The sequence below is a fragment of the Leeuwenhoekiella sp. NPDC079379 genome (assembly GCF_044542075.1).
Taxonomy (GTDB): Bacteria; Bacteroidota; Bacteroidia; order Flavobacteriales; family Flavobacteriaceae; genus Leeuwenhoekiella.
Genome location: NZ_JBITTU010000007.1, coordinates 39,534 through 61,053, shown reverse-complemented (window position 1 = coordinate 61,053; position 21,520 = coordinate 39,534). Strand labels below are relative to the sequence as shown.

19 protein-coding genes are annotated in these 21,520 nt (G+C 35.6%); 9 read left to right on the top strand and 10 right to left on the bottom strand.

The annotated features are described in order from the left end of the window. Window positions 1-164 precede the first annotated feature (164 nt). The gene (locus tag ACIGAM_RS13605) at window positions 165-2,537 is read left to right on the top strand and encodes a TonB-dependent siderophore receptor (protein ID WP_396511993.1); all 2,373 of its coding nucleotides are present in this window, start codon (window positions 165-167) and stop codon (window positions 2,535-2,537) included. 71 nt (window positions 2,538-2,608) lie between these two features. Here the strand turns inward: ACIGAM_RS13605 and ACIGAM_RS13600 are convergent, their stop codons facing one another. Together ACIGAM_RS13600 and ACIGAM_RS13595 are read right to left on the bottom strand one after the other, a co-directional pair. Further along, on the bottom strand, window positions 2,609-4,765 hold the full coding sequence (locus ACIGAM_RS13600; RefSeq protein ID WP_396512151.1) for a molybdopterin cofactor-binding domain-containing protein: 2,157 nt from the start codon (window positions 4,763-4,765) through the stop codon (window positions 2,609-2,611). Window positions 4,766-4,775: 10 nt separating this feature from the next. After that, window positions 4,776-5,237, bottom strand: a complete 462-nt coding sequence (locus ACIGAM_RS13595) for a (2Fe-2S)-binding protein (protein ID WP_396511992.1) — start codon at window positions 5,235-5,237, stop codon at window positions 4,776-4,778. A gap of 146 nt (window positions 5,238-5,383) precedes the next feature. Between ACIGAM_RS13595 and ACIGAM_RS13590 the strand changes: the two genes are divergently transcribed. Together ACIGAM_RS13590 and rpiA are read left to right on the top strand one after the other, a co-directional pair. Then, the gene (locus tag ACIGAM_RS13590; protein WP_396511991.1) at window positions 5,384-5,965 is read left to right on the top strand and encodes an NTP transferase domain-containing protein; all 582 of its coding nucleotides are present in this window, start codon (window positions 5,384-5,386) and stop codon (window positions 5,963-5,965) included. Window positions 5,966-6,006: 41 nt separating this feature from the next. After that, entirely contained in the window at window positions 6,007-6,684 is a 678-nt protein-coding gene (rpiA, locus tag ACIGAM_RS13585) for a ribose-5-phosphate isomerase RpiA (protein WP_396511990.1), read from the top strand. A gap of 68 nt (window positions 6,685-6,752) precedes the next feature. Here rpiA and ACIGAM_RS13580 read toward each other — a convergent pair whose 3' ends face one another. Next, on the bottom strand, window positions 6,753-7,640 hold the full coding sequence (locus tag ACIGAM_RS13580) for an SDR family oxidoreductase (protein WP_396511989.1): 888 nt from the start codon (window positions 7,638-7,640) through the stop codon (window positions 6,753-6,755). An 88-nt stretch (window positions 7,641-7,728) separates the two neighbouring features. On the opposite strand from ACIGAM_RS13580, the gene ACIGAM_RS13575 reads away from it, so the two are divergent. Further along, a complete protein-coding gene (locus ACIGAM_RS13575) occupies window positions 7,729-8,139 on the top strand; it encodes a winged helix-turn-helix transcriptional regulator (RefSeq protein WP_396511988.1) in 411 nt (136 codons plus the stop codon). Between the two features lie 51 nt (window positions 8,140-8,190). Here ACIGAM_RS13575 and ACIGAM_RS13570 read toward each other — a convergent pair whose 3' ends face one another. The 3 genes from ACIGAM_RS13570 to ACIGAM_RS13560 all read right to left on the bottom strand — a co-directional run bounded on the left by ACIGAM_RS13570 (window position 8,191) and on the right by ACIGAM_RS13560 (window position 13,755). Beyond that, window positions 8,191-8,574 (bottom strand): rhodanese-like domain-containing protein, encoded by a 384-nt coding sequence (locus ACIGAM_RS13570; RefSeq protein ID WP_396511987.1) that lies wholly within the window; start codon window positions 8,572-8,574, stop codon window positions 8,191-8,193. 4 nt (window positions 8,575-8,578) lie between these two features. Continuing rightward, entirely contained in the window at window positions 8,579-9,997 is a 1,419-nt protein-coding gene (locus ACIGAM_RS13565; RefSeq protein ID WP_396511986.1) for a rhodanese-like domain-containing protein, read from the bottom strand. A gap of 92 nt (window positions 9,998-10,089) precedes the next feature. Further along, a complete protein-coding gene (locus tag ACIGAM_RS13560) occupies window positions 10,090-13,755 on the bottom strand; it encodes a hypothetical protein (protein WP_396511985.1) in 3,666 nt (1,221 codons plus the stop codon). 200 nt (window positions 13,756-13,955) lie between these two features. Here ACIGAM_RS13560 and ACIGAM_RS13555 point away from each other — a divergent pair, with 200 nt between their 5' ends. The 5 genes from ACIGAM_RS13555 to ACIGAM_RS13535 all read left to right on the top strand — a co-directional run bounded on the left by ACIGAM_RS13555 (window position 13,956) and on the right by ACIGAM_RS13535 (window position 17,059). Beyond that, a complete protein-coding gene (locus tag ACIGAM_RS13555) occupies window positions 13,956-14,126 on the top strand; it encodes a hypothetical protein (protein ID WP_396511984.1) in 171 nt (56 codons plus the stop codon). A gap of 29 nt (window positions 14,127-14,155) precedes the next feature. After that, complete coding sequence (locus tag ACIGAM_RS13550; protein ID WP_396511983.1) at window positions 14,156-15,493, top strand: 2TM domain-containing protein; 1,338 nt, start codon at window positions 14,156-14,158, stop codon at window positions 15,491-15,493. A gap of 102 nt (window positions 15,494-15,595) precedes the next feature. Next, the gene (locus ACIGAM_RS13545) at window positions 15,596-15,910 is read left to right on the top strand and encodes a 2TM domain-containing protein (RefSeq protein WP_396511982.1); all 315 of its coding nucleotides are present in this window, start codon (window positions 15,596-15,598) and stop codon (window positions 15,908-15,910) included. A gap of 15 nt (window positions 15,911-15,925) precedes the next feature. Next, window positions 15,926-16,261: a 2TM domain-containing protein gene (locus ACIGAM_RS13540; protein WP_396511981.1), complete on the top strand. Its 336-nt coding sequence runs from the start codon at window positions 15,926-15,928 to the stop codon at window positions 16,259-16,261. A gap of 39 nt (window positions 16,262-16,300) precedes the next feature. Beyond that, window positions 16,301-17,059, top strand: coding sequence for a LytR/AlgR family response regulator transcription factor (locus ACIGAM_RS13535; protein ID WP_396511980.1), 759 nt, complete (start codon window positions 16,301-16,303; stop codon window positions 17,057-17,059). Here ACIGAM_RS13535 and ACIGAM_RS13530 read toward each other — a convergent pair. The 4 genes from ACIGAM_RS13530 to ACIGAM_RS13515 form a co-directional block, all read right to left on the bottom strand. After that, window positions 17,056-18,390 (bottom strand): DUF2254 domain-containing protein, encoded by a 1,335-nt coding sequence (locus ACIGAM_RS13530; RefSeq protein WP_396511979.1) that lies wholly within the window; start codon window positions 18,388-18,390, stop codon window positions 17,056-17,058. The two genes, ACIGAM_RS13535 and ACIGAM_RS13530, sit on opposite strands and share 4 nt — an antisense overlap. A gap of 57 nt (window positions 18,391-18,447) precedes the next feature. Continuing rightward, complete coding sequence (locus ACIGAM_RS13525; RefSeq protein ID WP_396511978.1) at window positions 18,448-19,653, bottom strand: LETM1-related biofilm-associated protein; 1,206 nt, start codon at window positions 19,651-19,653, stop codon at window positions 18,448-18,450. 453 nt (window positions 19,654-20,106) lie between these two features. Beyond that, window positions 20,107-20,916: an anti-sigma factor domain-containing protein gene (locus ACIGAM_RS13520; protein ID WP_396511977.1), complete on the bottom strand. Its 810-nt coding sequence runs from the start codon at window positions 20,914-20,916 to the stop codon at window positions 20,107-20,109. Between the two features lies 1 nt (window position 20,917). Further along, a complete protein-coding gene (locus tag ACIGAM_RS13515; protein ID WP_396511976.1) occupies window positions 20,918-21,448 on the bottom strand; it encodes an RNA polymerase sigma factor in 531 nt (176 codons plus the stop codon). Window positions 21,449-21,520: the final 72 nt, after the last annotated feature.

Genomic DNA, 21,520 nt, shown 5'->3' with positions numbered 1-21,520 from the left:
TTCAAAATTCAATTATTTTTCTTCATAAAAGACTGATTTTTATCGAAATAAATATCCTCAATAATTTAATTTTATCTTATTAAGCATATTTAGTCTAAATAAGCTTGCTTAAATTCATTTCTAGTTTTAGCTTCGCGCATTATTTTTAATTAATCTAAACAAAGATGCAATTGAAGTTTCAGTTTTTAATGAGTATTTTATTCATGTCTTGCTGTATATGGGCTCAGGACGGAAAATTATCTGGGCAAATCAAATCTCCAAACAATACAGTTGTTGATGGAGTCACTATTACAATTGATGATACAAACAAATATGCAATTACAAATGAGGAAGGTTTTTATGTAATTGAAAATTTAAAGCCCGGAAAATATGTTTTAAGAATTTCTCATTTAGGATTTCAGCCGGCACAAGTATCGGCAATTATTAGTGCAGGAGAAACGACTCAAATTCCTGTAATACAATTAAAAGAAGCAAACAATCAACTAAATGAAGTTATCGTTTCCGGAAGTTTATTTAACAAAACTCCCAATGCTGCTAAAGCGGGTATACGACCTTTAGATTTGCCACAAAGTGCTGCGGTTATTTCGCAACAAACCTTAGAAAACCAACAAGTGAATTCCTTAACCGATATTTTGAAGAATGCAAATGGGGTTTATATTATGGGGAATACAGGTGGTTATCAAGAAGAGATTGCTTCTCGCGGTTATAGTTTAGGAAGCAGCAATACGTTTAAAAACGGAGTGCGTTATTTTAATGGAATGAAGTTGGAGACCAGCGGTATTGAGCAGGCAGAAATTTTAAAAGGAAGCGCTGCTATTCTTTTTGGTAATGTTGAAGCCGGGGGTATTTTAAATTTAATTACTAAAAAACCGCGTTTTGATTTTGGAGGAAAGGTAGATATTACTTTTGGCAGCTTCAACCTTGTTAAGCCCACATTTGATATTTACGGAGCATTAAATGATTCTGAAACGGTTGCTTTTAGATTAAACGGCTCATATGCTTCTGCAGATAGTTTTAGAAAATTTGTTTCTTCAGATACCTATTATTTCAATCCTTCATTATTATTTAAACTAGGAGATAAGACTAATCTTTTAATTGAGGCAGATTATACAAATGATTCGCGCACACCAGATTTTGGGGCAGGGATAATCAATTATCAGTTAGTAGATCTTCCCAGAGATCAATTTGTAGGGGTTAAGTGGGGATATTTTGATTCTGAACAGGTTTCTGTTACGGCAACTTTAAATCATCAATTTTCAGATAATTGGGGCTTGACCTATATAAATTCGTTTCGTCATTACAATACCAATTTATTTTCAAATACTAGACCCAATACTTCAGGAGGTACGGTGCAGGAAAATGGAGATTGGCAGCGCAATCTTCAGAAGAGAGATACTCGTGATAACTATAACATCAATCAGCTAGATTTAAAAGGTTTATTCAATACAGGTTTCTTAAAACATCAGTTTTTAATAGGTGCAGATGTTGAGAATTATAAAACAAAAGACACGCGTTTCAACTCCTTTTCAGAGCAGGATAATGGCGAAAACTTCTACGACGTGATCAATATTTTTAATCCTGATTATGCAAATTTTAGAAATGATATTCCAGATCTTGATCAAAGCAGACTTACCACAACTCCGGTTTCACGATTTGGTATCTATATTCAGGATTTGATAGCAATTAATGATTATGTAAAAGTATTAGCCGGTATGCGCTATACCTATCAGGATACAGAAAGTGAGATCACAAATTACCCGAGTGGGAACACAACAGTAACTAATTTGTATGACGATGCTTTTACGCCAAGATTTGGTTTAATTCTTCAACCTACACGACACAACTCGATCTTTGCGAGTTATGCTAACTCTTTTGAGACAAATACAGGTCTTGATATTAATGGAGAGGCTTTAGAACCCTCAATTATAGACCAGTATGAAGTAGGTCTTAAGAATGAATTCTTCGGAAGCAAATTACTTCTGAATATCACTGGTTACATTATTAAAAACAGCAATCTGGCACAAACGTCTTTGACAGATAATAACGTGCAGGAACTTGCGGGTGCTACTGAAAGTAAAGGTGTTGAAGTTGATATTACAGCATATCCTACTAAAGGTTTACGTCTTATGGCAGGTTACAGTTTTAATGAGATGAAGTATACTGAATCTAATATCTATATTGTAGGAAGTTTATTTAGATACAATCCTAAAAATACAGCTAACTTAAGTGCTAATTACACTATAAACAGTGGTGCTTTAAATGGCTTAAATCTAGGAGTTGTAAGTTCGTACTTCGGAACTCGTTTTGCAGGAAGGTCTTTTCAAACTACAAATCCAGATAGTGGAAGACAGCTTATACCACTTTCAGATTATTTTCAGTTAGATGCAACTTTAGGATATACCCTTAGCAACAATATTAGTATACGTGCTAAGCTTGCGAATATCACAAATGAGTTAAATTATAATGTACATGATGACAATAGTATTAATCCTATTGCACCTAGAAACTATAGCGTTTCAATAGGCTATAGTTTTTGATATTCATTAATTGAATTGCATAAAAAAGAGACCTCATTTGAGGTCTCTTTTTTTTATAAGTTTCATTAAAGTTATCCTTTTACGGTAGTTTCTGTTTCAGTCATATATTTAGTCAATGGCTGTTTGAGAATACGATTTCCGGTTGCAGCCTTAATTGCATTTGCAACAGCGCCACCTGCAGGAGGAAGTCCCGGCTCTCCAAGACCGGTAGGAGCAATTTCACTTTTAACAAAATGAACGGCTACTTTTGGGGTCTCGTGCATACGTATAAGACGGTAGGTGTCAAAATTTGTTGAAGAGGGTTTACCATCTGTAAAGGTAAAATCACCGTACATCGCGTGACCTATACCATCTAGAACACCACCTACCACTTGATTATTTGCACCCGTAGGATTCACAACGATACCACAATCTACAGCTGCTGTAACGCGCTCAACTATAGGAATTCCGTTTTGCATACGTATTTCGGCGACTTCGGCAACGTGCGTGTTATGACTGTAATAAGCCGAAAAACCCTTAAAAACACCTTCAGGAGCATTTCCCCAGTCTCCTTCTTTAGCAGCGAGTTTGATCACTTCTTTCATTCGGGAAGCTGAGTACTGTATACGCTCATCTGCTCCTTCATTAACCTGGTCTAGCAAATCTAAACGTAACTGAACAGGGTCTTGATCTAATACTTCTGCAACTTCATCAAAGAAACTTTGCTCTGCAAAAGCCAGAAAGTTTGTGTAGGGTGCGCGCCAGGCTCCTGTTGTTATATTACTGGAGTAATTTGCACTTTCTATTTTTAAATTAGGAATAGCTCCCGCCGGGAAAAAGTGCGGAATAAGACCATACATATTGCTGTTTATTGCTGCTTCTTTCAGTTTGTAGCCGGTAATTTTGCCATTTTTTAATGAAGCTGAAATTCTATATTTAATCGCAGGTCTAAAAATTCCTGCACTCATATCGTCTTCACGAGAATATACTAACTTTATAGGTTTGTCGGCTTTGCTTGAGATTTCTGCAGCTTCCAGAACAAAATCGCCATAAAGTCTGCGACCAAAACCACCACCCATGCGGGTTAGTTCTAAATCTACTTCTTCGGGTGTACGATCTAATAGTTTAGCAACCTGCGCCGCAGTACCTTCTGGAGTTTGTATTGGTCCTGCAAGATGAATTCTTTCCGCAGTAACATCTGCATAAAAATTCATAGGCTCCATACAATTATGTGGTAAAAACGGCGATTCATAGGTGCGTTCTAAAACCTGATCTGCTTCTGCAAATGCTTTATTGACATCGCCATCTTCACGACGTACTTCACCTTCTTTGCTATCTAAAAGACCTATTAGAAGCGCATCATGTTTTTCGGTACTTTCTAAGTTATTATCTTGCCAATTCGCCTTCAATGCTTTTTTACCTTTCATAGCAGACCACGTATTTTTAGCGAGTACAGCTATTTTATCACCAAATTGAATTACATCACTCACACCACTTACGGCGCGTGAATCTGTATCATCAAAATCTACTAAGGTCTGGCCAAAAGCCGGAGGACGCATTACCGAAGCGTAAAGCATACCCTCATTTTTATAATCTAAACCAAAAAGTGGTTTACCGGTCACGATTTTATCTAAATCTACATTGACAGCATCATTACCTATTATCTTAAAATCTTTGGGCTCTTTTAAAGTAACTCCTTCAGGCACTTCTAAAGTTGCAGCTTCTTTAACTACATCACCGTAGCCTAGAGTTTCTCCAGTTTTACTTGTAATTACACCTGCAGAGGCAGTTACATCTGCAGCATCTATTTGCCATTTTGCAGCGGCAGCATTGATCAACATTTGTTTTGCTGTGGCTCCGGTTTGTCTCAATACATCCCAGTTTTGTCGTATAGACTGACTACCACCGGCAACCTGACCTCTATATTTATCAGTGTCCAGACCGGCTTGCTTTACATAAACGTGTTCCCACGGTACATCAAGCTCTTCTGCTACTATCATAGGCATAGAGGTTTTTACACCTTGTCCAATCTCTGGGTTAGGTGAAAAAATAGTTACATACCCATTATCTGCTATTTGTATATACGCATTAAAATCATTAAAGTTAAGATTTGCTATGTCTACAGGCAGTTGCACATCTTCTTTACACGCGGTAAGAAAATTAAATCCTATTAATAAACCACCACTTGCCAGTGCAGAGGTGCGTATAAACCCACGTCTGCTAAATGTCATTTTTTGTTCTTTTTTCATCATCACTAGTTTAGGCAAGTTTAGTTGCGGCATCTGCCACCGCTTTTTCAATACGATTATACGATGTACAACGGCAAAGATTGCCACTCATAGCATCTCGTATTTCGGTTTCTGAAGGTGCAGGATTGTCCTTAAGAAAAGAAGAGGCGGTCATAATCTGGCCGGCCTGGCAATAACCACACTGAGGTACATCATGTTCTTTCCAGGCGACTTGCACCGGGTGCGTGCCATCTTCAGAAAGGCCTTCAATAGTTGTGATTTCGGTATTTTCTAATGAGCTTATCTGTAATAAACAGCTTCGGGTTGCAGCACCATCAATATGAATGGTACACGCACCACACTGGCCTATACCACAGCCAAATTTTGTTCCTACAAGATCAAGTTCGTCTCTTAAAATCCATAACAGTGGTGTATCGGGATCGGCATCGACACTCATCGGTTTACCATTAACTTTTAGATTGTAAACAGGCATAACATTTTTTTTGTTTTGGTTAAATTAATAAAAACTTAACAAGTTTGTTAGACTACAACTCCTATTTATATAGATTCAAAAAAGGGAAAGGATATCTTAAATGATTTTAAACTTTAAAGGGTAGATTTATAGGGTAAAACAGATTTATGAAATCTACAGCAATTTTAATTCTGGCAGCAGGAAGTGCCAGTAGAATGGGAAAAGCAAAGCAATTACTCCCGTATAAAACCAGCACCTTATTAGGTCACGCAATTAAGCAGGCTTTGGCCTCCAAAGCAAAAGCGGTTTATTGTGTTATAGGGGCCAATGCAGAAGTTATTGAAAATAGTATTACACAAAAAATACATTTACTATATAACTCCGATTGGAGGCACGGCTTGGGAAATAGTATAGCAACTGGTATTAAACACATAACTGATACCCATTTTGATTGTGTTTTAGTGATGCTTGCAGATCAACCTAAAATAGATACAGATTATTTAAATCAATTAATTAATACTGCTGAAATACACGAGAATAAATGTATAGCCTCTGGCTATGGTATTAAAAATGGGGTGCCGGCGGTATTTCCTAGAAGCTATTTTAAGGTGCTCGAAGAGCTTTCCGGAGATTTGGGCGCACGCGAATTACTGAATGCAGGTTCTGATTTTGTGGTGTCAATTGATGCAAAAAATAAAATTCAAGACATTGATACTCCCGAAGATTATAGACGTTTGCTAAAAAAATAAACTTATTTTTATTCACTGAAACCACAACACGATTTAATCAAATGACTGCCGATCAAGAGAAAAAACAAGCTGCATTAGAAGCTGTTAAATTTATAAAAGATAATATGGTCGTAGGACTGGGTACCGGTTCTACTGCAAAACATATGATTGAAGCAGTAGGGGATCTTGTTAAAAATGGGATGAATCTTACCTGTGTACCTTCGTCTGATGCTACAGAAAAGCTGGCGCGAGAACTAGGTATTACCATTGTTGAACTTCATGAAGTTGATAAAATAGATGTCACCATAGATGGTGCAGATGAGTTTGATGGTGATTTTCAACTTATAAAAGGAGGTGGTGGAGCCTTACTACGTGAAAAAATACTAGCGTGGAACACCGCATATAACATTATCATTGCAGATAGTAGTAAAGATGTACAAAAGCTAGGAGCCTTTAAGCTTCCCGTTGAAGTTATACCTTTTGCTACAAAACAAATTTTTAATTATTTGCAAGCTGAAGGTTTAAAACCTGTACAGCGAATGAAAGAAGAGCTGCCGTATCGTACAGATGAAAATAACAATATATTAGATATTGAGATCTCAGGGGTTAATGATCTTCAAAGCTTAGAAATAAAATTGCTAAAAGTACCCGGCATTGTAGAAACCGGTTTATTTCTTGATACAACTAGTCTGATTATAGTAGGTAAAGAGGGTGGTCCTGTGGTAAAGTATCGTAATTAAGGTATTCTTGCAAAATATTAAAAAGGAGAATCTACCGTAAATAGTTTCTCCTTTTTTTATACTTTAGTTTAACTATAAACCTGTTCAAAAAGTGTTGTAATCGATTTAGGCTTGCGCCCTAACAACATCTGTAAGTCTGTGGAAATATTGTCAAATTCTCCTGCTGCTATTCCTAATGAGAACGCTTGTATCATGCCTATGATGTTTTCTGGTACACCAAAAGAATTCATTGTTGTTCTAAAGGTTTCAGGATCTGGTGATGTGTATCCTATGTTTTCTCCTGTAATTTTAGATATACTTTTTCCTATTTCTTCAAAACTTAGAGTTTCTGCAGCATTTAAAGTATAGGTTTTGTTGATGTGATCAGCTGTATTTTTAAGTACTATCGCTCCGGCCTCAGCTAAATCTTCACGCAATGCAAATGCAGTTTTTCCGTTTCCTGCGGGTAAAAAGATTTGTTTTGATTGAAATAAAGTTTTTTTATCTCCTATGAACATAGGTACGACTTCAGCATATAAATTATGTTGTAGAATAGTATGTTTAAATGCAGCGTCTTGTAACCATTTTTCTGTTTGCATATGAGCATTCATAACACCAAAGAGGGGAGCGTTTTCAGATTCATCTTTTCTGCCTGCACTGGTATAAATTACATGGGAAACCTTTGCATTAACCACTGCGTCAATTACGTTTTTATGCTGTTTTAATCTTGAATTAATATCACTACCAGAAACAAAATACAGGTATTTAATTTCTTTAAATGCTTCGGTTAGCGTTTCAAGATTATCATAATCTGCAACACGTAGATCAAAGCCATTAGCTTTATATTCCTTTGCTTGTTTACTTTCGGTATTGCGTACTAAGACGGCTATTTCTGATGTGTCAACAGTAGTTAAAAGATGTTTTACTACACTACTCCCTAGACTTCCCGTCGCTCCTGTAATTAAATAGGTGCTCATATTTTTATTTTTTTAGTTATTAACTTACTTTTGGTTAGTCAAAGGTATAGTGTAATTAGCTCTTAAGAAAGAACTTACGTTTGAGTAGGTGACTAACCTGAAAGTTATTAATGTTGAAAATCAACTCTTTATGATTGAAAATAGTTTGAATAAATTTACCGAAATTGAAAACTGTCCTGTTCGTAACGTGATGGACCGGTTTGGAGATAAATGGTCTATTCTTATTTTATTGCTTTTAAATGAAGAGCCTGTAATGCGTTTTAACGAGATGTATAAAGTGATAACTTCAATTTCTCAGAAAATGCTTTCTGTAAGCTTAAAATCTCTGGAAGCAGATGATCTGGTAATACGTAAACAATATCCTCAAATTCCACCACGGGTGGAATATATGTTGAGTAAACGGGGGCAAAGCTTAATACCACATCTGCAGAATCTTGCAGCCTGGGCAGATCAAAATCGTGTGGAGATCGAAAAATCTCGTGCTGCTTTTAAAAAATAAAAGCCCGAAAAGATTAATTTTCGGGCTTTTGTATATGCTTAAACTTCCTGTTTAGTCTTCAATAGGATCTTCAGAATTCCAATTAAAATAACCTCCTTCAAGTTCATAAATTCTCGTGAAACCGGAATCTTTCATCACTTCAGCAGCTTTACTACTGCGATTTCCAGAACGGCAATAAATATAAACAGGCTTAGACTTATCTAATGCTTTGATTTTAGTATTAAATGTTGCTGTATCTAAAAAATCAATATTTTTTGCGTTATCAATATGACCAGCTTCAAATTCTGAAGCTGTACGAACATCAACTAATGCTACAGCGTTATTTTCAATACTACTTTTAAAAGTAGCTTTGTCTAAAACTTCGTGTTTAGACTCTTGCGCATTCGCTTGAAAAGCAAGCGAAACAAAAAGGAAAAAAGTTAAAAATACTTTCATAATTTTATTTTTTAAGAGTTGACGGGCATACAAAGTTAGTTGTTTTTAAGTCGGTTTCTTTTAAAGCTTTATAACCACCCTGCACATCTACTAAGTTATGAATACCGCGGCTTTTTAAAATACTTGCAGCAATCATACTACGATATCCTCCTGCGCAATGTATATAGAATTCTTCGGTATTAGGGAATTCACTTAAGTGTTTATTAATAAAATCTAAGGGTGTACTTTTTGCAACTTCTAAGTGCTCTGCATCAAACTCGCCGGGCTTTCTTACATCAAAGACCGGGGTGTCTTTATCTGCAAGTACAGCAGCTTCTAATTCACCGGCTGTAACAGATTTTACGTGATCGGTTTGCTTGCCGGCAGCTTCCCAGGCTTTAAATCCCCCTTTTAAATATCCTATAGTACCATCAAAGCCTACTCGAGAAAGACGGGTAATTGTTTCTTCTTCACGACCTTCTTCTGCAACTAGTAAAATGGGTTGAGCGGTATCTGCGATTAGAGCACCTACCCAGGGAGCAAAACCACCATCTATACCTATAAAAATAGATCTGGGTATATGACCTTCGGCAAAGTTTGCCTGATTGCGTACATCTAGAATAACAGCGCCGGTTTCATTTGCTGCTGTCTCAAATGCATCTGGAGATAAAGCCTGCGTACCACGTTCTATAACATCAGCTATATCGTCGTAACCTTCTTTATTCATTTTAACGTTAAGTGGAAAATAAGAGGGTGGTGGCAATAAACCATCGGTAACTTCCTCAATAAATTCTTCTTTAGTCATATCTGCACGCAGGGCATAATTCATCATTTTTTGATTACCTAATGTGTCAACGGTTTCTTTCATCATATTCTTACCGCAAGCAGAGCCTGCGCCGTGAGCAGGATAAACGATAACGTCATCTGCCAGAGGCATAATTTTTTCGCGTAAGCTATCGTATAAATAACCGGCAAGATCTTCCTGAGTTAATTCTTTAGCTTTTTGAGCCAGATCAGGACGGCCTACATCACCTAAGAATAAAGTGTCCCCACTAAAAATAGCGTGATTTCTTCCATTTTCATCGATAAGGAGGTACGTGGTACTCTCCATAGTATGCCCTGGTGTATGAAGCGTTTTGATGGTGATAGCACCAAGTTTAAATTCCTGATTATCTGTTGCAATTACTGCGTCAAAAGTAGGATTTGCATTGGGACCATAAATAATCGACGCACCTGTTTCTTTGGCAAGTGTTACGTGGCCACTTACAAAGTCTGCATGAAAATGAGTTTCAAAAATATACTTGATTTTTGCATTATCTGCTTCCGCGCGCTCAATGTATGGTTTTACCTCTCGTAGTGGGTCAATTACTGCAACCTCACCCTGACTTTCTATATAGTAGGCTCCCTGAGCTAAACAACCGGTATAAATCTGTTCTATGTTCATCGTATCTAATTTTCTAGAACAAAGATAAGACACCTATTGTGGTATCTGGGTAACTCGTGTTACATTGATTTAACAGAATTTATTTTTCTTGTTCAAGCACCAAATTTTAACCCAAATTGAAAGCGGCCACCCTCATCACCTGTGAAGTAACTAAAGGTACTATTTAAGAAAGAACCTATACTAAAATTTAGACCACCTCCATAACTGGTATGCCACATTTTTGAGTCTTCATTATTTATCCATACACGACCTAAATCATAACCTGCAAACAGGTGTGAACGTACGGGAAAAAGAGCAGTTTTTAATGGTTTAAACTGATATAAAATATCTGCGGAAGCACGAAGTGACTGATCTCCTGCAAACCGATCTAGACGGTAACTTCTCAAACCAGAATTACCTCCCAAACGAGCCGCCTGATAAAAAGGAATATCATTACCAAAACGTACTTGCCCATCTACCTGTGTTTTTAAAACCAAATCTCGTGAGCTGTCTATCGCATTCCAAAAAGTGATTTTGGGGTCTGCTGCAAAAACCGTCTCAGCAGAATTTAAGTTATCACTATAATACCCCGAAGCTTCAAAAAACATCCCTCGTGTAGGAAAATTTATGTTGTCTATGCTCTTGTAGGAATAAATTGCGATCACCGTAGCATATTCATTATTAATGAGATTTTTAGGTATGTTTATTGAAAGTGAAGGATCAAGTTCAAATTTTTGAAACTTAAAAGAGGCTTCAAATGAACTACCATATTCTCCGTTGTAATACACGCCTGCGCCGCCTTCAAATTTCTGCATATTAATGCGGTTAAAATCAAAATTTGTGGCAGAATTTAAAGTTTCATTTCCGAAGCCAAAAAAGTTTTCTGTATAATTATTTGTGGTTGCAAGACCAGAAATCTTAAAATTCCATTCCGGAAAAATATTTGCAAAATGTAATTCAGCCTTAAAAATTGCTGCTTGCGTTAGTGAAAAATACTGTGCGTCTAAAACAAATTGCGAAGTAAAAGGGTTGCGTTCAAAACCTAATTTTTGACGTGCAAATCGCAAATGAGGAGCGACTCCCCAATCTGGATTATAAGGTAGTTCTAGAGCTATTTTTTTTGCTTCTCCGGGACGGCGTTCTGTATCATAAATATGATTCTCATAAACCGAACTAAAACGCATACGAGCCCCATTATTAGATTCTATTTTATTGCCTTTAGGCTGATCGTATATGGTAAGATTATTTCCATTTTTAAGATCATAAATATCGTCATCCAGCCCACCTGCAATTATTAATTTAATGCTGCTTTTTCCGTTGCCATCTGTAGTAAAAACATCATCATCATCAAGACCATAAATCCATATTTCTTGAGTTTCCTGAGGATAAAATGTACGGTCAAAAAGTAGGCTTCCGTCTTCGTTATCTTCAATTCTAACTGCTTTAATACGCGTTGTGCCATCATCATTGCGGGTGATGTAAAAATGATCATCCTTATCTGTTCCCTTAAGTGTTTGAAATTTAATATAGAATGTATAATAGCGTTCTACGATGTCTTTAAGGTTGCTTTTGCGCTTTAGCAAATCATCTTGTAATTGCAGCCAATCTTCATCCTGTATTTCATCAGGAATGTCTGCAAAAGCTTTTGCAACTACATCTGTTGTGATATTTTCCTGAATGTAATCAACTGCGTCTAACCATTCTTTCTTTGTGGTTTTTTGTAATATGGCGCGATCTAAGGTGATGGCACTTTCACTAAATTTCTCAATAAATTCTATATCTGGGCCGTAGTTTGAAAGTTCGCGTGTACTCGCCATAAACTTTTGAAGCGTTTTAATAATTTTTCCGTCAAATTTTGAAAACACCTGGTCGCGATCACGAGGTATTGCTATATACGTCGCTATACCTGCACTGTCTTTACGTTCTGCCCAGCGCCACTGGTCTTCGTGACGGTCCCAATCTCCCACAAGCATATCAAAAACACGTGCTCGTATATAGTCTTTTTCTGCAACCACATTTTTCTCATCTTCCCGAATGGCCTCAAAAAGATCTGTTGTACTCTCGACATCTTCATTAAAACCAAACATATGATCCCCGTTAAAATCTGCATCTGGCTTTTCTACAATCATATACAGGCGATCTCCGTGGGTTTCATTAAAATCACCTAAGCGTTTTTGTTTAGGTACATAGAACACCTTAGGATGGGTGTGGTTGAGGTCTGCTGCTCCTGCCAGTTTTGGTATAGCAAATGCGCCATAAGGATGTGAGGCGGTGTAAAAATCTTCAATTAGGCGAGCAGGTAAGGTCCCTTTAAAATATTCCTGAGCATCCAGATCGTCGTAGCCAGAAGATTTTAAAAACGCAAAAGGATCTTTAGCTAAAGCCCGCATATTGTATTCTCTGTCATCCTTATCTACCAGTCGTAACGACTGCGTTTGATGTCCACCACCTGCGCGTTCTACTTTAAGGCCACCATAAAGTGTATCAAGAATGGCAACAGGAGCTTCAATTTCGACGCCGTATAAATCTCTGTAATGTTTACCCCATTTTTTCTCATATTTAGGTGTTACTTCAACAAGATCAAGTGGATAAATACGTGCTTTTTTTGTCTTCGGAAATGTTACGGGTAACGAATCTACAGGATAAGCTTTTGGTTTTAAAAACGCTTCTTTTGAAAAAGTCTCGACGATTTGTTTTTGAGTATTTAAGGTATAAAAATGCACTGTTGAGGCACCATCTTTAAACAAACGTATTTCTGAAAATCCCGGTTCTACCGAAGCAAATAAGCCGTCTTTACCCAATCTTGCATATTCGGTTTTACTTCCTGTGCCTGTGATTATCTGGCGTATAGAACCGTTTTCTATATACTGCATAGAGCGCTCGTGTGCAGAAAGTACAAACAGTCTGGGAAGATCTATAGCCATCGTTTTAATCTCCTGCATCAAGCTATTCATTAACGGGTTAAATTGATCTTGTTTTGATATGCCGCCCTGTGTACGGGCAAAAGCCCAAATGAAGCCGGCACCGGGTATATAAGCATTTTCGGCAGAAGGTCTATATAAAGCACGGGTACTCATCTCACCACCATAGATTCCGTTAGAATATAAGGGATGGTGCATCACCAGAAGCACATTTTTATGTTGTGCTTTACGCGCCTCATCTTTTAAAATAGTCAAAAATTGTGCGCGCGTTTTAATTCCACATTTGTCGTTAAAACCCGGGTGTTTACTCCAGTCTTCGATATACCATTGAGAATCTACAATAATTATTTCGGTTTCCTCATCTACGCTCATGGTTTCAATAGGACACCCATTTTCAGGTTGAAAATGATTGTCTTTTCCCATTTTCTTTTCTATAAAATCTTCAATCTTTTCTAGACCTGCTACACCGTGATCATTCCATTCATTTTCACCAGGAATTACAAGTGTTTTTCCGTTAAAGTTTTCAATTAAATCTATGACATCTTTAAGCTGCTCTTCGTTATTATCTTCCGTAAGCTTACTGGCATAAACATTATCACCCAGAATCATCAGATAATCATCTTGATGTGCTTTTTCCTTTTGAAAATTATTAAAACCAGTTATAAGGTCTCTATTAGGTCCTTTTTTACTTGAACCCAAATTTCCCAGAAGAAAAACGCTTCTGTACGCGGCAGTGTCTAATGATGAACCGCTTAATTTAGTTCCTGACTCGATAAATTGCGTGCGTTTGCTGGCGCAGGAATAAATTAAAAATGCAGCAATTAGCAGTAGGGAATAGGTATGTAGTTTCTGTTTCATTTTGGGGCGATTTAAGCGTATTTGAGCAAAATTATTAATTCTGCACTAGGCTTAAAGTTTTTGTGTAATTGTTAACGTTATAAGTAAGTCTATAAGCATTTTACAATTGGGTGTCTAAAATCTACAATTCGGTAACAGAGATTAATAAAAGGCAATTCTAATTTTAATCTTTGAGGTGTCTAATCAAAAATCAAAGAGTAATGATTAAATTATTTATCTGGCTAGTACACCTAGTAGCCTTGTCAACAATGCCTCAATCTGCTTTAACAACTGCTTCTGGTAGCTTTGAAAAAGAGCTATTAAATGAATTAGATACTGCAGTAGTTTATGACAGTTCTGAAGATTGTAATAACTTTAAAAAAAAGGAATAATCTTATGATAAGCCTTAACGAAATTTAATATGAACAATTTTATAAAGGAATTTGGAAAAGCTTGTATAGTAGGATTTGCTATTTACATAGTTTTTTTAATAATTCATCTAGGAGGAGGCAACGCCTTAGCTTTTAACAGCTCACTAGCAGAGGATTTTGCACAAAGTATGGTGTATTCAGTGGTGCTGTACCTATTTAATATGAGTGTGTTCAAATATTATTATGGTAAAAACTTAAACAATCTTTACGCTTTTAAACACCTTATTAAAGCAATAACGGCTAGTCTTTTTGTAACTATTTCTGGTATTTTTTTGATTCGTATGTTTCTTAAGTCTATCACTCAGGAAATAGACCTCTTTAAATTTGTACAAGAAGAGTCCTTCTCAGGATACTGGATACCTCTTCTTATCGCGCTGGTCTGTAATGTGATTTTCTACTTTTTCTTTTATTATCGATATAAAAAAGACAGGCAGGTAAAGGAGCAAAAGATTATAGCGGGTACGGCTTCAGCACAGTTTGACGCGTTGAAGAACCAGTTAGATCCCCATTTTTTGTTTAATAGTCTTAATGTACTTACGAGTTTAATTGAAGAAAATCCGCAGCAGGCACAAAAGTTTACCACCTCACTTTCTAAAGTATATCGTTATGTTTTAGAGCAAAAAAATAAAGAACTTATATCTCTTGAAGAAGAACTTGCATTTGCTAAGACTTATATGACACTACTTAAGATGCGTTACGAAGACAGTATCGTATTTACTATGCCGCAACACGTTATTAATCCTGAAGCTAAAGTAGTGCCGCTGGCTTTACAGTTATTACTGGAAAATGCTGTTAAGCACAATGTGGTAAGTGACCGGTATCAGTTACATATTACCATTGAAGAAGCCGGTAATTATCTTATCGTAAGAAATAATCTTCAACCTAAAAAAATAATGGAAAAGAGTAGTGGTGTAGGTCTTATAAATATTAAACAGCGCTATGCATTGCTTACCTCAAGAATTGTTCAAATTAATACTACGGAAACGGAGTTTATCATTAAAATACCTACACTTACTCACCAATTAAAACAACCGGTTATGAATACAGAATACTACCTCTCGGAAAAGAAATATGCGATGGCTAAAGAACACGTAGAAAAGTTAAAAGGCTTTTACATCAATTTTGGTCTATACTGTTTAATTATACCGATATTAATAGGGTTAAACCTGTACAGCGGCTCATTTCCCTGGGCTATTTTCCCGGCACTCGGATGGGGATTAGGTGTGTTTTTTCACGCAGCAGATGTGTTTAATTGGAATTTTCTATTAGGTAAAAATTGGGAAGATCGTAAAATTAAGCAGTTGATGGATCAACAAAAAAGAAAGTAATTACAGTTGAGTCACTTAAAATGACAATCGGGTAATTTGAAATTGAATTTAACCTGAAATCGCAGCAAATTTGTTTCAGTATAAACAATAAAACAAAATAAAATGGAAAATTTTGACAAAGAAAACAGGTACTTGCAAGCTAAAGAACAAGTAGCAGAAATCAAGAAATTTTACGGTAGCCTTATGAGTTATGTGCTTGTAATAGGGGCTTTAGCAGCACTTAATTATTATACAAACAATCTTAGGTACCCCTGGTTTCTTTGGGCAGCATTAGGATGGGGAGTAGGTTTATTGTTTCAAGCAGCTAAGGCGTTTAACTGGAATCCTATTGTAAGTAAAGATTGGGAAAACCGTAAAATAAAAGAGTTTATGGAGCGTCAAGAAAAATCACAATCTAATATGGGACGTTGGGAATAAATAAAAATTGACACTATGAATAATCAAGATAAAACTTATACAGATGTCGTAAAGCGTGTAAAGCAGCTTAAAGACTTGTACAATCACATACCTATTTATATTATCCTATCTGCGCTGTATGTGGCTTTTTGTGCAGGTGTCTTTGATGGAGGTAGAATTAGTCAACATATTCCATTTTGGTCACCTATTTGTATGGTGGGTGGCTATGGGTTAAGTATTGTAGGTTATTATATTTACCTCAAACACGGAAGCATCTTTGAGTCGTATTACAAGAAATGGAAAAAACGTAAAATAGAAGAGTATTTAAAGCGTGAAGAAGAGCGAATTTCTTCTATAGAGCGCTGGGAATAGAACGGAAGATAATCTAAATTATAGAAACATTTTTAAACTATGGATGTAATAGTCATCGAAGATGAAAAACCTGCAGCACGCCGACTAACACGTATGCTTGAAGCTTTAGATTTAAATGTACAGGTACAATTAAATTCTGTAGAAGAAGCAGTAAGTTGGTTCTCTAAAAACAAACATCCAGATCTCATTTTTTTAGATATTCAATTAAGTGACGGGTTGTCTTTTGAGATTTTTGATGCTGTAGAAGTTACAAGTGCAATCATATTTACCACGGCTTATGATGAGTATGCATTACAAGCTTTTAAGCTGAATAGTATAGATTATCTATTAAAACCTATAGATGATGAGGAGCTTGAAGCAGCTGTAATTAAATTCAGAAAAAAAAATACAACTACTCAAGATGTTAAACTCAACTTTGATGATATACGTAGATTATTAGGAGTTAACCCGGTTGAGCGCGAGTATAAAAAACGTTTTACAGTTAAGATAGGGCAACACCTTAAAATGGTTAATATTGAAGATGTCGTGTGCTTTTATAGTGAAAATAAGGGCACTTATGCACGTACATTAGATAAGCGCGATTATCTCTTAGATACGACACTAGAAATCTTAGAAGATGAGCTCGCTCCAGATGTTTTTTTTAGAGTAAGCCGAAAGTATTTTGTAAACGTACAGGCAATACAAGATATTATTAGCTACACAAATTCGCGTTTGCAAATCAAACTTAAATCTGGGGATGATTTGGAAATTATTGTAGCTAGGGAACGTGTAAAAGATTTTAAACTGTGGATTTCTTAATCTGTACTTAACGTGGTTAGTGATAAGTCTGTTGTGTTTATAGCAACAATTTTTTCTCGAATAGCAAATACCGCATCTAAATCATTTTTGTTTGAAATAGCTTCTTTTGCATCATTGAGAATCATATTTGCTTCACCTATTATAATCTCTTTGTAGCCCTCAATAACACTATCGCTTTGTAATAGAAAGAAAAGCGCAGTCAGTATTTTATGAAGCATTATAATATCGTGTTTACAATACACCCGCAGCGGTGCAAATACAAAATAAATAAGTTCTTTAAAGTTAATTGTACGCAAACTTATAACTGCCTGTTGATCTTCATTATTAAAATAACTAAAGTCTTCTTTGCATAGGCGCAGCGCAAATAATTCTGATAAATAATCTATACACGTAATTGCAGTACCTGGATCATTAATACCGGGGCTCATCGCTTTAATAGCGATCTCAGTAAGCTGTTTAAAGCCTAAAATATAATTATGAGTAACAATCTCGCTTCTTGAAAAACCAAAGCACGTAAGTAGCTGATCACGTTGTTTGTCATCAAGATCTATGTCACATTTAGCTATGGGAACATTTTTTAATATAAAGGTACCCTTTGCAACCAGTATTTCTATTTTACAGTCTGCCTCTTTACAAAATTCTAGCAGCGCGCCGGTTGCAATAGTTTGTAAGTAACCGGTTTCATCAATTCTAACTGTTTTCCAGTTTGAACTATCTGGAAAATCCTCACGGCTATATTCATCATCTGTTTGATTAATAAGTTCAGATAGACGTGTTTTTGCCTTTTGATAGATAGTCTCAATTATTTTATTAATCTGTATTGCTTCAGAAATTGAGTGAATAAAATAAATAAAAAGAGCCAAAACTAACATGCTCAAAATAATACCTATAAGCACCGAAAATCCCGGTAATTGATATTTGTTATCAGTAGGCTTTATGCTTAATAAAACTAGGATGCTATATATAAGTGTAGCTATATAATATCCTAAGACATATTGATGTCGTTTGTTTGAAATTAAACCCGGAAGAATACGCGGTGAGTAATTATTAGATGCCTGATTAAGCAATATCATTACCATTGAAAAGCTAAAAACCATTAAAGAAATGATTCCGCCAATAAATGTGCTAAGTAATGTTCTGGCAGTATCTGCGTCATTAATGACCAGTTTAGGAGCATTTTTTATTAAAAACTTAGAAATACCCTGGCTTTCTGCGTACAGCATTATAAACCCTAAACACAAGCCTCCGAAAGCGAACAAAGAAGGGTAAAAACCTATTTTGCCGGTTAGATTATTAAATAACAGTTTAATTTTTGTAACAAATTGAAGCATAGGCGAAGTTGCTAAAATACTTTTATAAAATGTATTTTTTTTTAAGTTCTATTTGTACTAAGTCTCTTCAATATCAAGGTCTATTCTATTTTCATTAAACGCACTGGGTAATAACTCAGGAATAAACTTAACAAGTAGCGGGAGTAGAATGCCTCCACCGGGGAGCATAAAAATTGCGAGTGAAGGAATGCTTTTACAAATATTGAGAAGCTGTGATTTGACTCGTTTTTTTTCAGCTTTGCTTAAATCTCTAACTGTTGATTGGCTCAGTAATAATACTAGATCTTTACTTTCTAAAAGCTCCTGTAAAAGGCGTTTTTTATTTCTAAGGATGAGGATCTTAACGGTTTGACTGGTTTGATTGTAAAAATGTTTTACAGGATTACTATAGTTAAGATAGGATATTTTTTTTCGGTTTTTAACGATGAACTCATGTATATAAGTTGAAGAAGTATTAATGGTTTCTGTAGGTAATTCTAGTAATTTTCCGAAATTTTCGAGAAATAGATATTCTGTATAGTCTTGTTTAGCATCGTCCCAAATTGCAAGAGCTGCAAGATCTAATAAATACCTGCGCTGTGTTAGTTTTGGAAAATGAGTTAGAGGTAAATCTTCTATACACTGTACCTCGCGCATTAAATTACGGGTATAACGCAGTGATTTTTCAAACAACTTTAAAAGTAGCTTGTCATAATGCTCTTTTTCTTCTTTCTGCATTAGTGCAAGCCAAATTGTATTCATTAGCGTAGCCTCTAAATCTTGAGCAAAGGCGATGCTGTTCTCTCCTTCATTTAAAAAATAATCAAAAGCAATTACGTCAAGAAATAGTAGCGCATTTGTAATAAGATTGCTAAAATTTTTTTGAAGAACCGGTTCATTAGTTTGAATACGTTCTTGAATAATTTTCTCTAAAGATGATGCACTGGGTTTTGGTTTCTTAAAACTGGTAAAATAATGATATTCTTTCGGGTTTATCTGAGAATAAAAATTTACAACAGCCGAATAAAAATGGGTGTCTTCTCGATTGTATTTAAAATAGATATAATACAAACAATCAAAGAAATTGAGCTTAGCACGCTCAATTTCAGTCCATCTTAAGGGCTCATTTGCTCCATAACTCAATGTTGTTACAGATACCCCATAAATAAAGCCAGTTTGCAAAAGTTGACTATATAGTACATCAGAATTAGGTTCTGTGCTATGCAGTAATTTTTTAATTACTGATTGATGTTTTATAATCCATCCGGGAGATGAAGGATTCATGAAATTCTTTTTATAAGGATTGGTTCATTATTTAAAAGGTATTATAGTGCTGATAATAAATTGTTTAAATGTAGAATAAGTCAAATTAATTCCTAGATAAATTATATTAAAAAGAGCTCTAAAAAAACTTTAACATTATCATTAACAATAAAATTTGATTTCAGGAAAACCATAGGCTTTTCTTTTACGTAAATGTAGTGAATAAGTTAAGTTGGGCATTTAACTTTTTACAATTGGAAAAATCCAGTTTCTCGATTTGTCGGGAGGTAATATGAAAAAGGAAAGGAAATCAATTGGTTAGTTGATTAGTTTTTTTGGATTTTTTGTTAGTTGGAGAACCACCATGTTTTGGAGAAGGCAGGTGGTTCTTTTTTTATACCCTGTTCTGAAAGTTTTAAACAAAAAAATGCCTCTAGATATCTAGAGGCATTTTTTATTAAATTTTATTGTGATTTAAGCATTTGTTGTAACAACTCCTAATGTGTAGAGTTGATCCATAGTAGGTGATTCACTACCTCCTGCAGGTTCTAACGTTATCCCGAAGGCTTGTGACTCATTGGGGTTATCAAATGTAAATACCTTGTTTTCATTTGCGTTAAAATCATCTAGTAGTCCCATACTCGTAGGAGTAAGTGGATCTAGTTTTAACGACCATACTTGATAAACCATTCCTTCAGGTGGTTCTGGCAATCCCATTGCATCTATATATGCTTTATTTTGAGCTTTATCCCAAAATACATTCACATAAGCATCAGGGGCAACCTGTTGACCAGCTAATGGAACCTTAGTAACTTTAGGATCTCTCACAACAGCTAAAATTGTCTTAGTTTGTTGTAATGAATTTTCAGCATCTTGCATTTTAGTCTCCATTATTGCCTTTTGAGCTTCAGCTACTCTTAACTCTTGTCGCAGGTTGTTAGTTCTATTTAATAGAACAAATATCCCAACTAAGAAGATTAGAGATGCAGCTACACTTATAAATGATATAAGTTTTGTGCGTTTGTTTGCTGCAGTAGGCTGAAGTTGTATCACCCCATTATGATTTCTCAATTTTGCTTTTATTGCAGCGATCATTTCTTCAGGATTGTATGGTGCGGCCGCTGTAGCTAAGCTTTGTAAAGCACTTTCAATTTCTGAAACTTCAGTTTCTACTTCGGGGTATTGCATAAGAACCTTTGATACTTCTTCACTTTCTTGAGAAGTTAAAGCCCCGTATACATATAACTCGAGGATTCCAGAATCTATATATTCTTGTATATTCATCTTACTCTACTAATATTTCTCTTAATTTATTAATGCAAAGTCTGTTACGGGTTTTAATAGTACCTAAAGGCATATTAAGCTCTTCTGAAGCTTCTTTTTGGGTATAACCTTTAAAAAATAATAGGTTAATTACCTTTTTACATTCTTCGCCTAAAGTCTTAATGTACTTGCTAATTCCTATAGCATCCATCTTGTTCGAAAAGCTATTCTTGCTTTCAATTATATCTACGAAATATTCTTGTGTGAGGTTTTTCTTTTGATTTTTAAATGACTTAGAACGTGTCTTATCTATAGCCGCATTGCGTGCTATATTAAGTAACCAGGTAAAAAAGCGCCCTTTTTTTGAAGAGTAAGAGTCACAGTTATCCCATACTTTAATGAAAACATCTTGTAAAACTTCTTCTGATGCTTCTGTATCGTGTAAAACACTATTTATTACTCCAAAAATGCTTTGAGAGTACAAACTGTACAAGCGTTCAAATGCTTTTTCATCTTTCTGCTGTAATCTCAGTATTAAATCGTCTGGCTGCATAGCTAAATTTAGTTGGCTTAAATGTATTAAATATAACCTAAAAAAGCAGCCTTTCGGGCTGCTTTTAGTTAT

Coding starts and splice junctions, on each gene's coding strand:
- ACIGAM_RS13515 (WP_396511976.1), bottom strand. CDS start 21,448: ATGCAGCCAGACGATTTAATACTGAGATTACAGCAGAAAGATGAAAAA.
- ACIGAM_RS13595 (WP_396511992.1), bottom strand. CDS start 5,237: ATGCCTGTTTACAATCTAAAAGTTAATGGTAAACCGATGAGTGTCGAT.
- ACIGAM_RS13530 (WP_396511979.1), bottom strand. CDS start 18,390: ATGCTTCAATTTGTTACAAAAATTAAACTGTTATTTAATAATCTAACC.
- ACIGAM_RS13565 (WP_396511986.1), bottom strand. CDS start 9,997: ATGAACATAGAACAGATTTATACCGGTTGTTTAGCTCAGGGAGCCTAC.
- rpiA (WP_396511990.1), top strand. CDS start 6,007: ATGACTGCCGATCAAGAGAAAAAACAAGCTGCATTAGAAGCTGTTAAA.
- ACIGAM_RS13605 (WP_396511993.1), top strand. CDS start 165: ATGCAATTGAAGTTTCAGTTTTTAATGAGTATTTTATTCATGTCTTGC.
- ACIGAM_RS13540 (WP_396511981.1), top strand. CDS start 15,926: ATGAATAATCAAGATAAAACTTATACAGATGTCGTAAAGCGTGTAAAG.
- ACIGAM_RS13555 (WP_396511984.1), top strand. CDS start 13,956: ATGATTAAATTATTTATCTGGCTAGTACACCTAGTAGCCTTGTCAACA.
- ACIGAM_RS13545 (WP_396511982.1), top strand. CDS start 15,596: ATGGAAAATTTTGACAAAGAAAACAGGTACTTGCAAGCTAAAGAACAA.
- ACIGAM_RS13535 (WP_396511980.1), top strand. CDS start 16,301: ATGGATGTAATAGTCATCGAAGATGAAAAACCTGCAGCACGCCGACTA.
- ACIGAM_RS13600 (WP_396512151.1), bottom strand. CDS start 4,765: ATGAAAAAAGAACAAAAAATGACATTTAGCAGACGTGGGTTTATACGC.
- ACIGAM_RS13580 (WP_396511989.1), bottom strand. CDS start 7,640: ATGAGCACCTATTTAATTACAGGAGCGACGGGAAGTCTAGGGAGTAGT.
- ACIGAM_RS13570 (WP_396511987.1), bottom strand. CDS start 8,574: ATGAAAGTATTTTTAACTTTTTTCCTTTTTGTTTCGCTTGCTTTTCAA.
- ACIGAM_RS13560 (WP_396511985.1), bottom strand. CDS start 13,755: ATGAAACAGAAACTACATACCTATTCCCTACTGCTAATTGCTGCATTT.
- ACIGAM_RS13590 (WP_396511991.1), top strand. CDS start 5,384: ATGAAATCTACAGCAATTTTAATTCTGGCAGCAGGAAGTGCCAGTAGA.
- ACIGAM_RS13550 (WP_396511983.1), top strand. CDS start 14,156: ATGAACAATTTTATAAAGGAATTTGGAAAAGCTTGTATAGTAGGATTT.
- ACIGAM_RS13525 (WP_396511978.1), bottom strand. CDS start 19,653: ATGAATCCTTCATCTCCCGGATGGATTATAAAACATCAATCAGTAATT.
- ACIGAM_RS13520 (WP_396511977.1), bottom strand. CDS start 20,916: ATGAATATACAAGAATATATAGATTCTGGAATCCTCGAGTTATATGTA.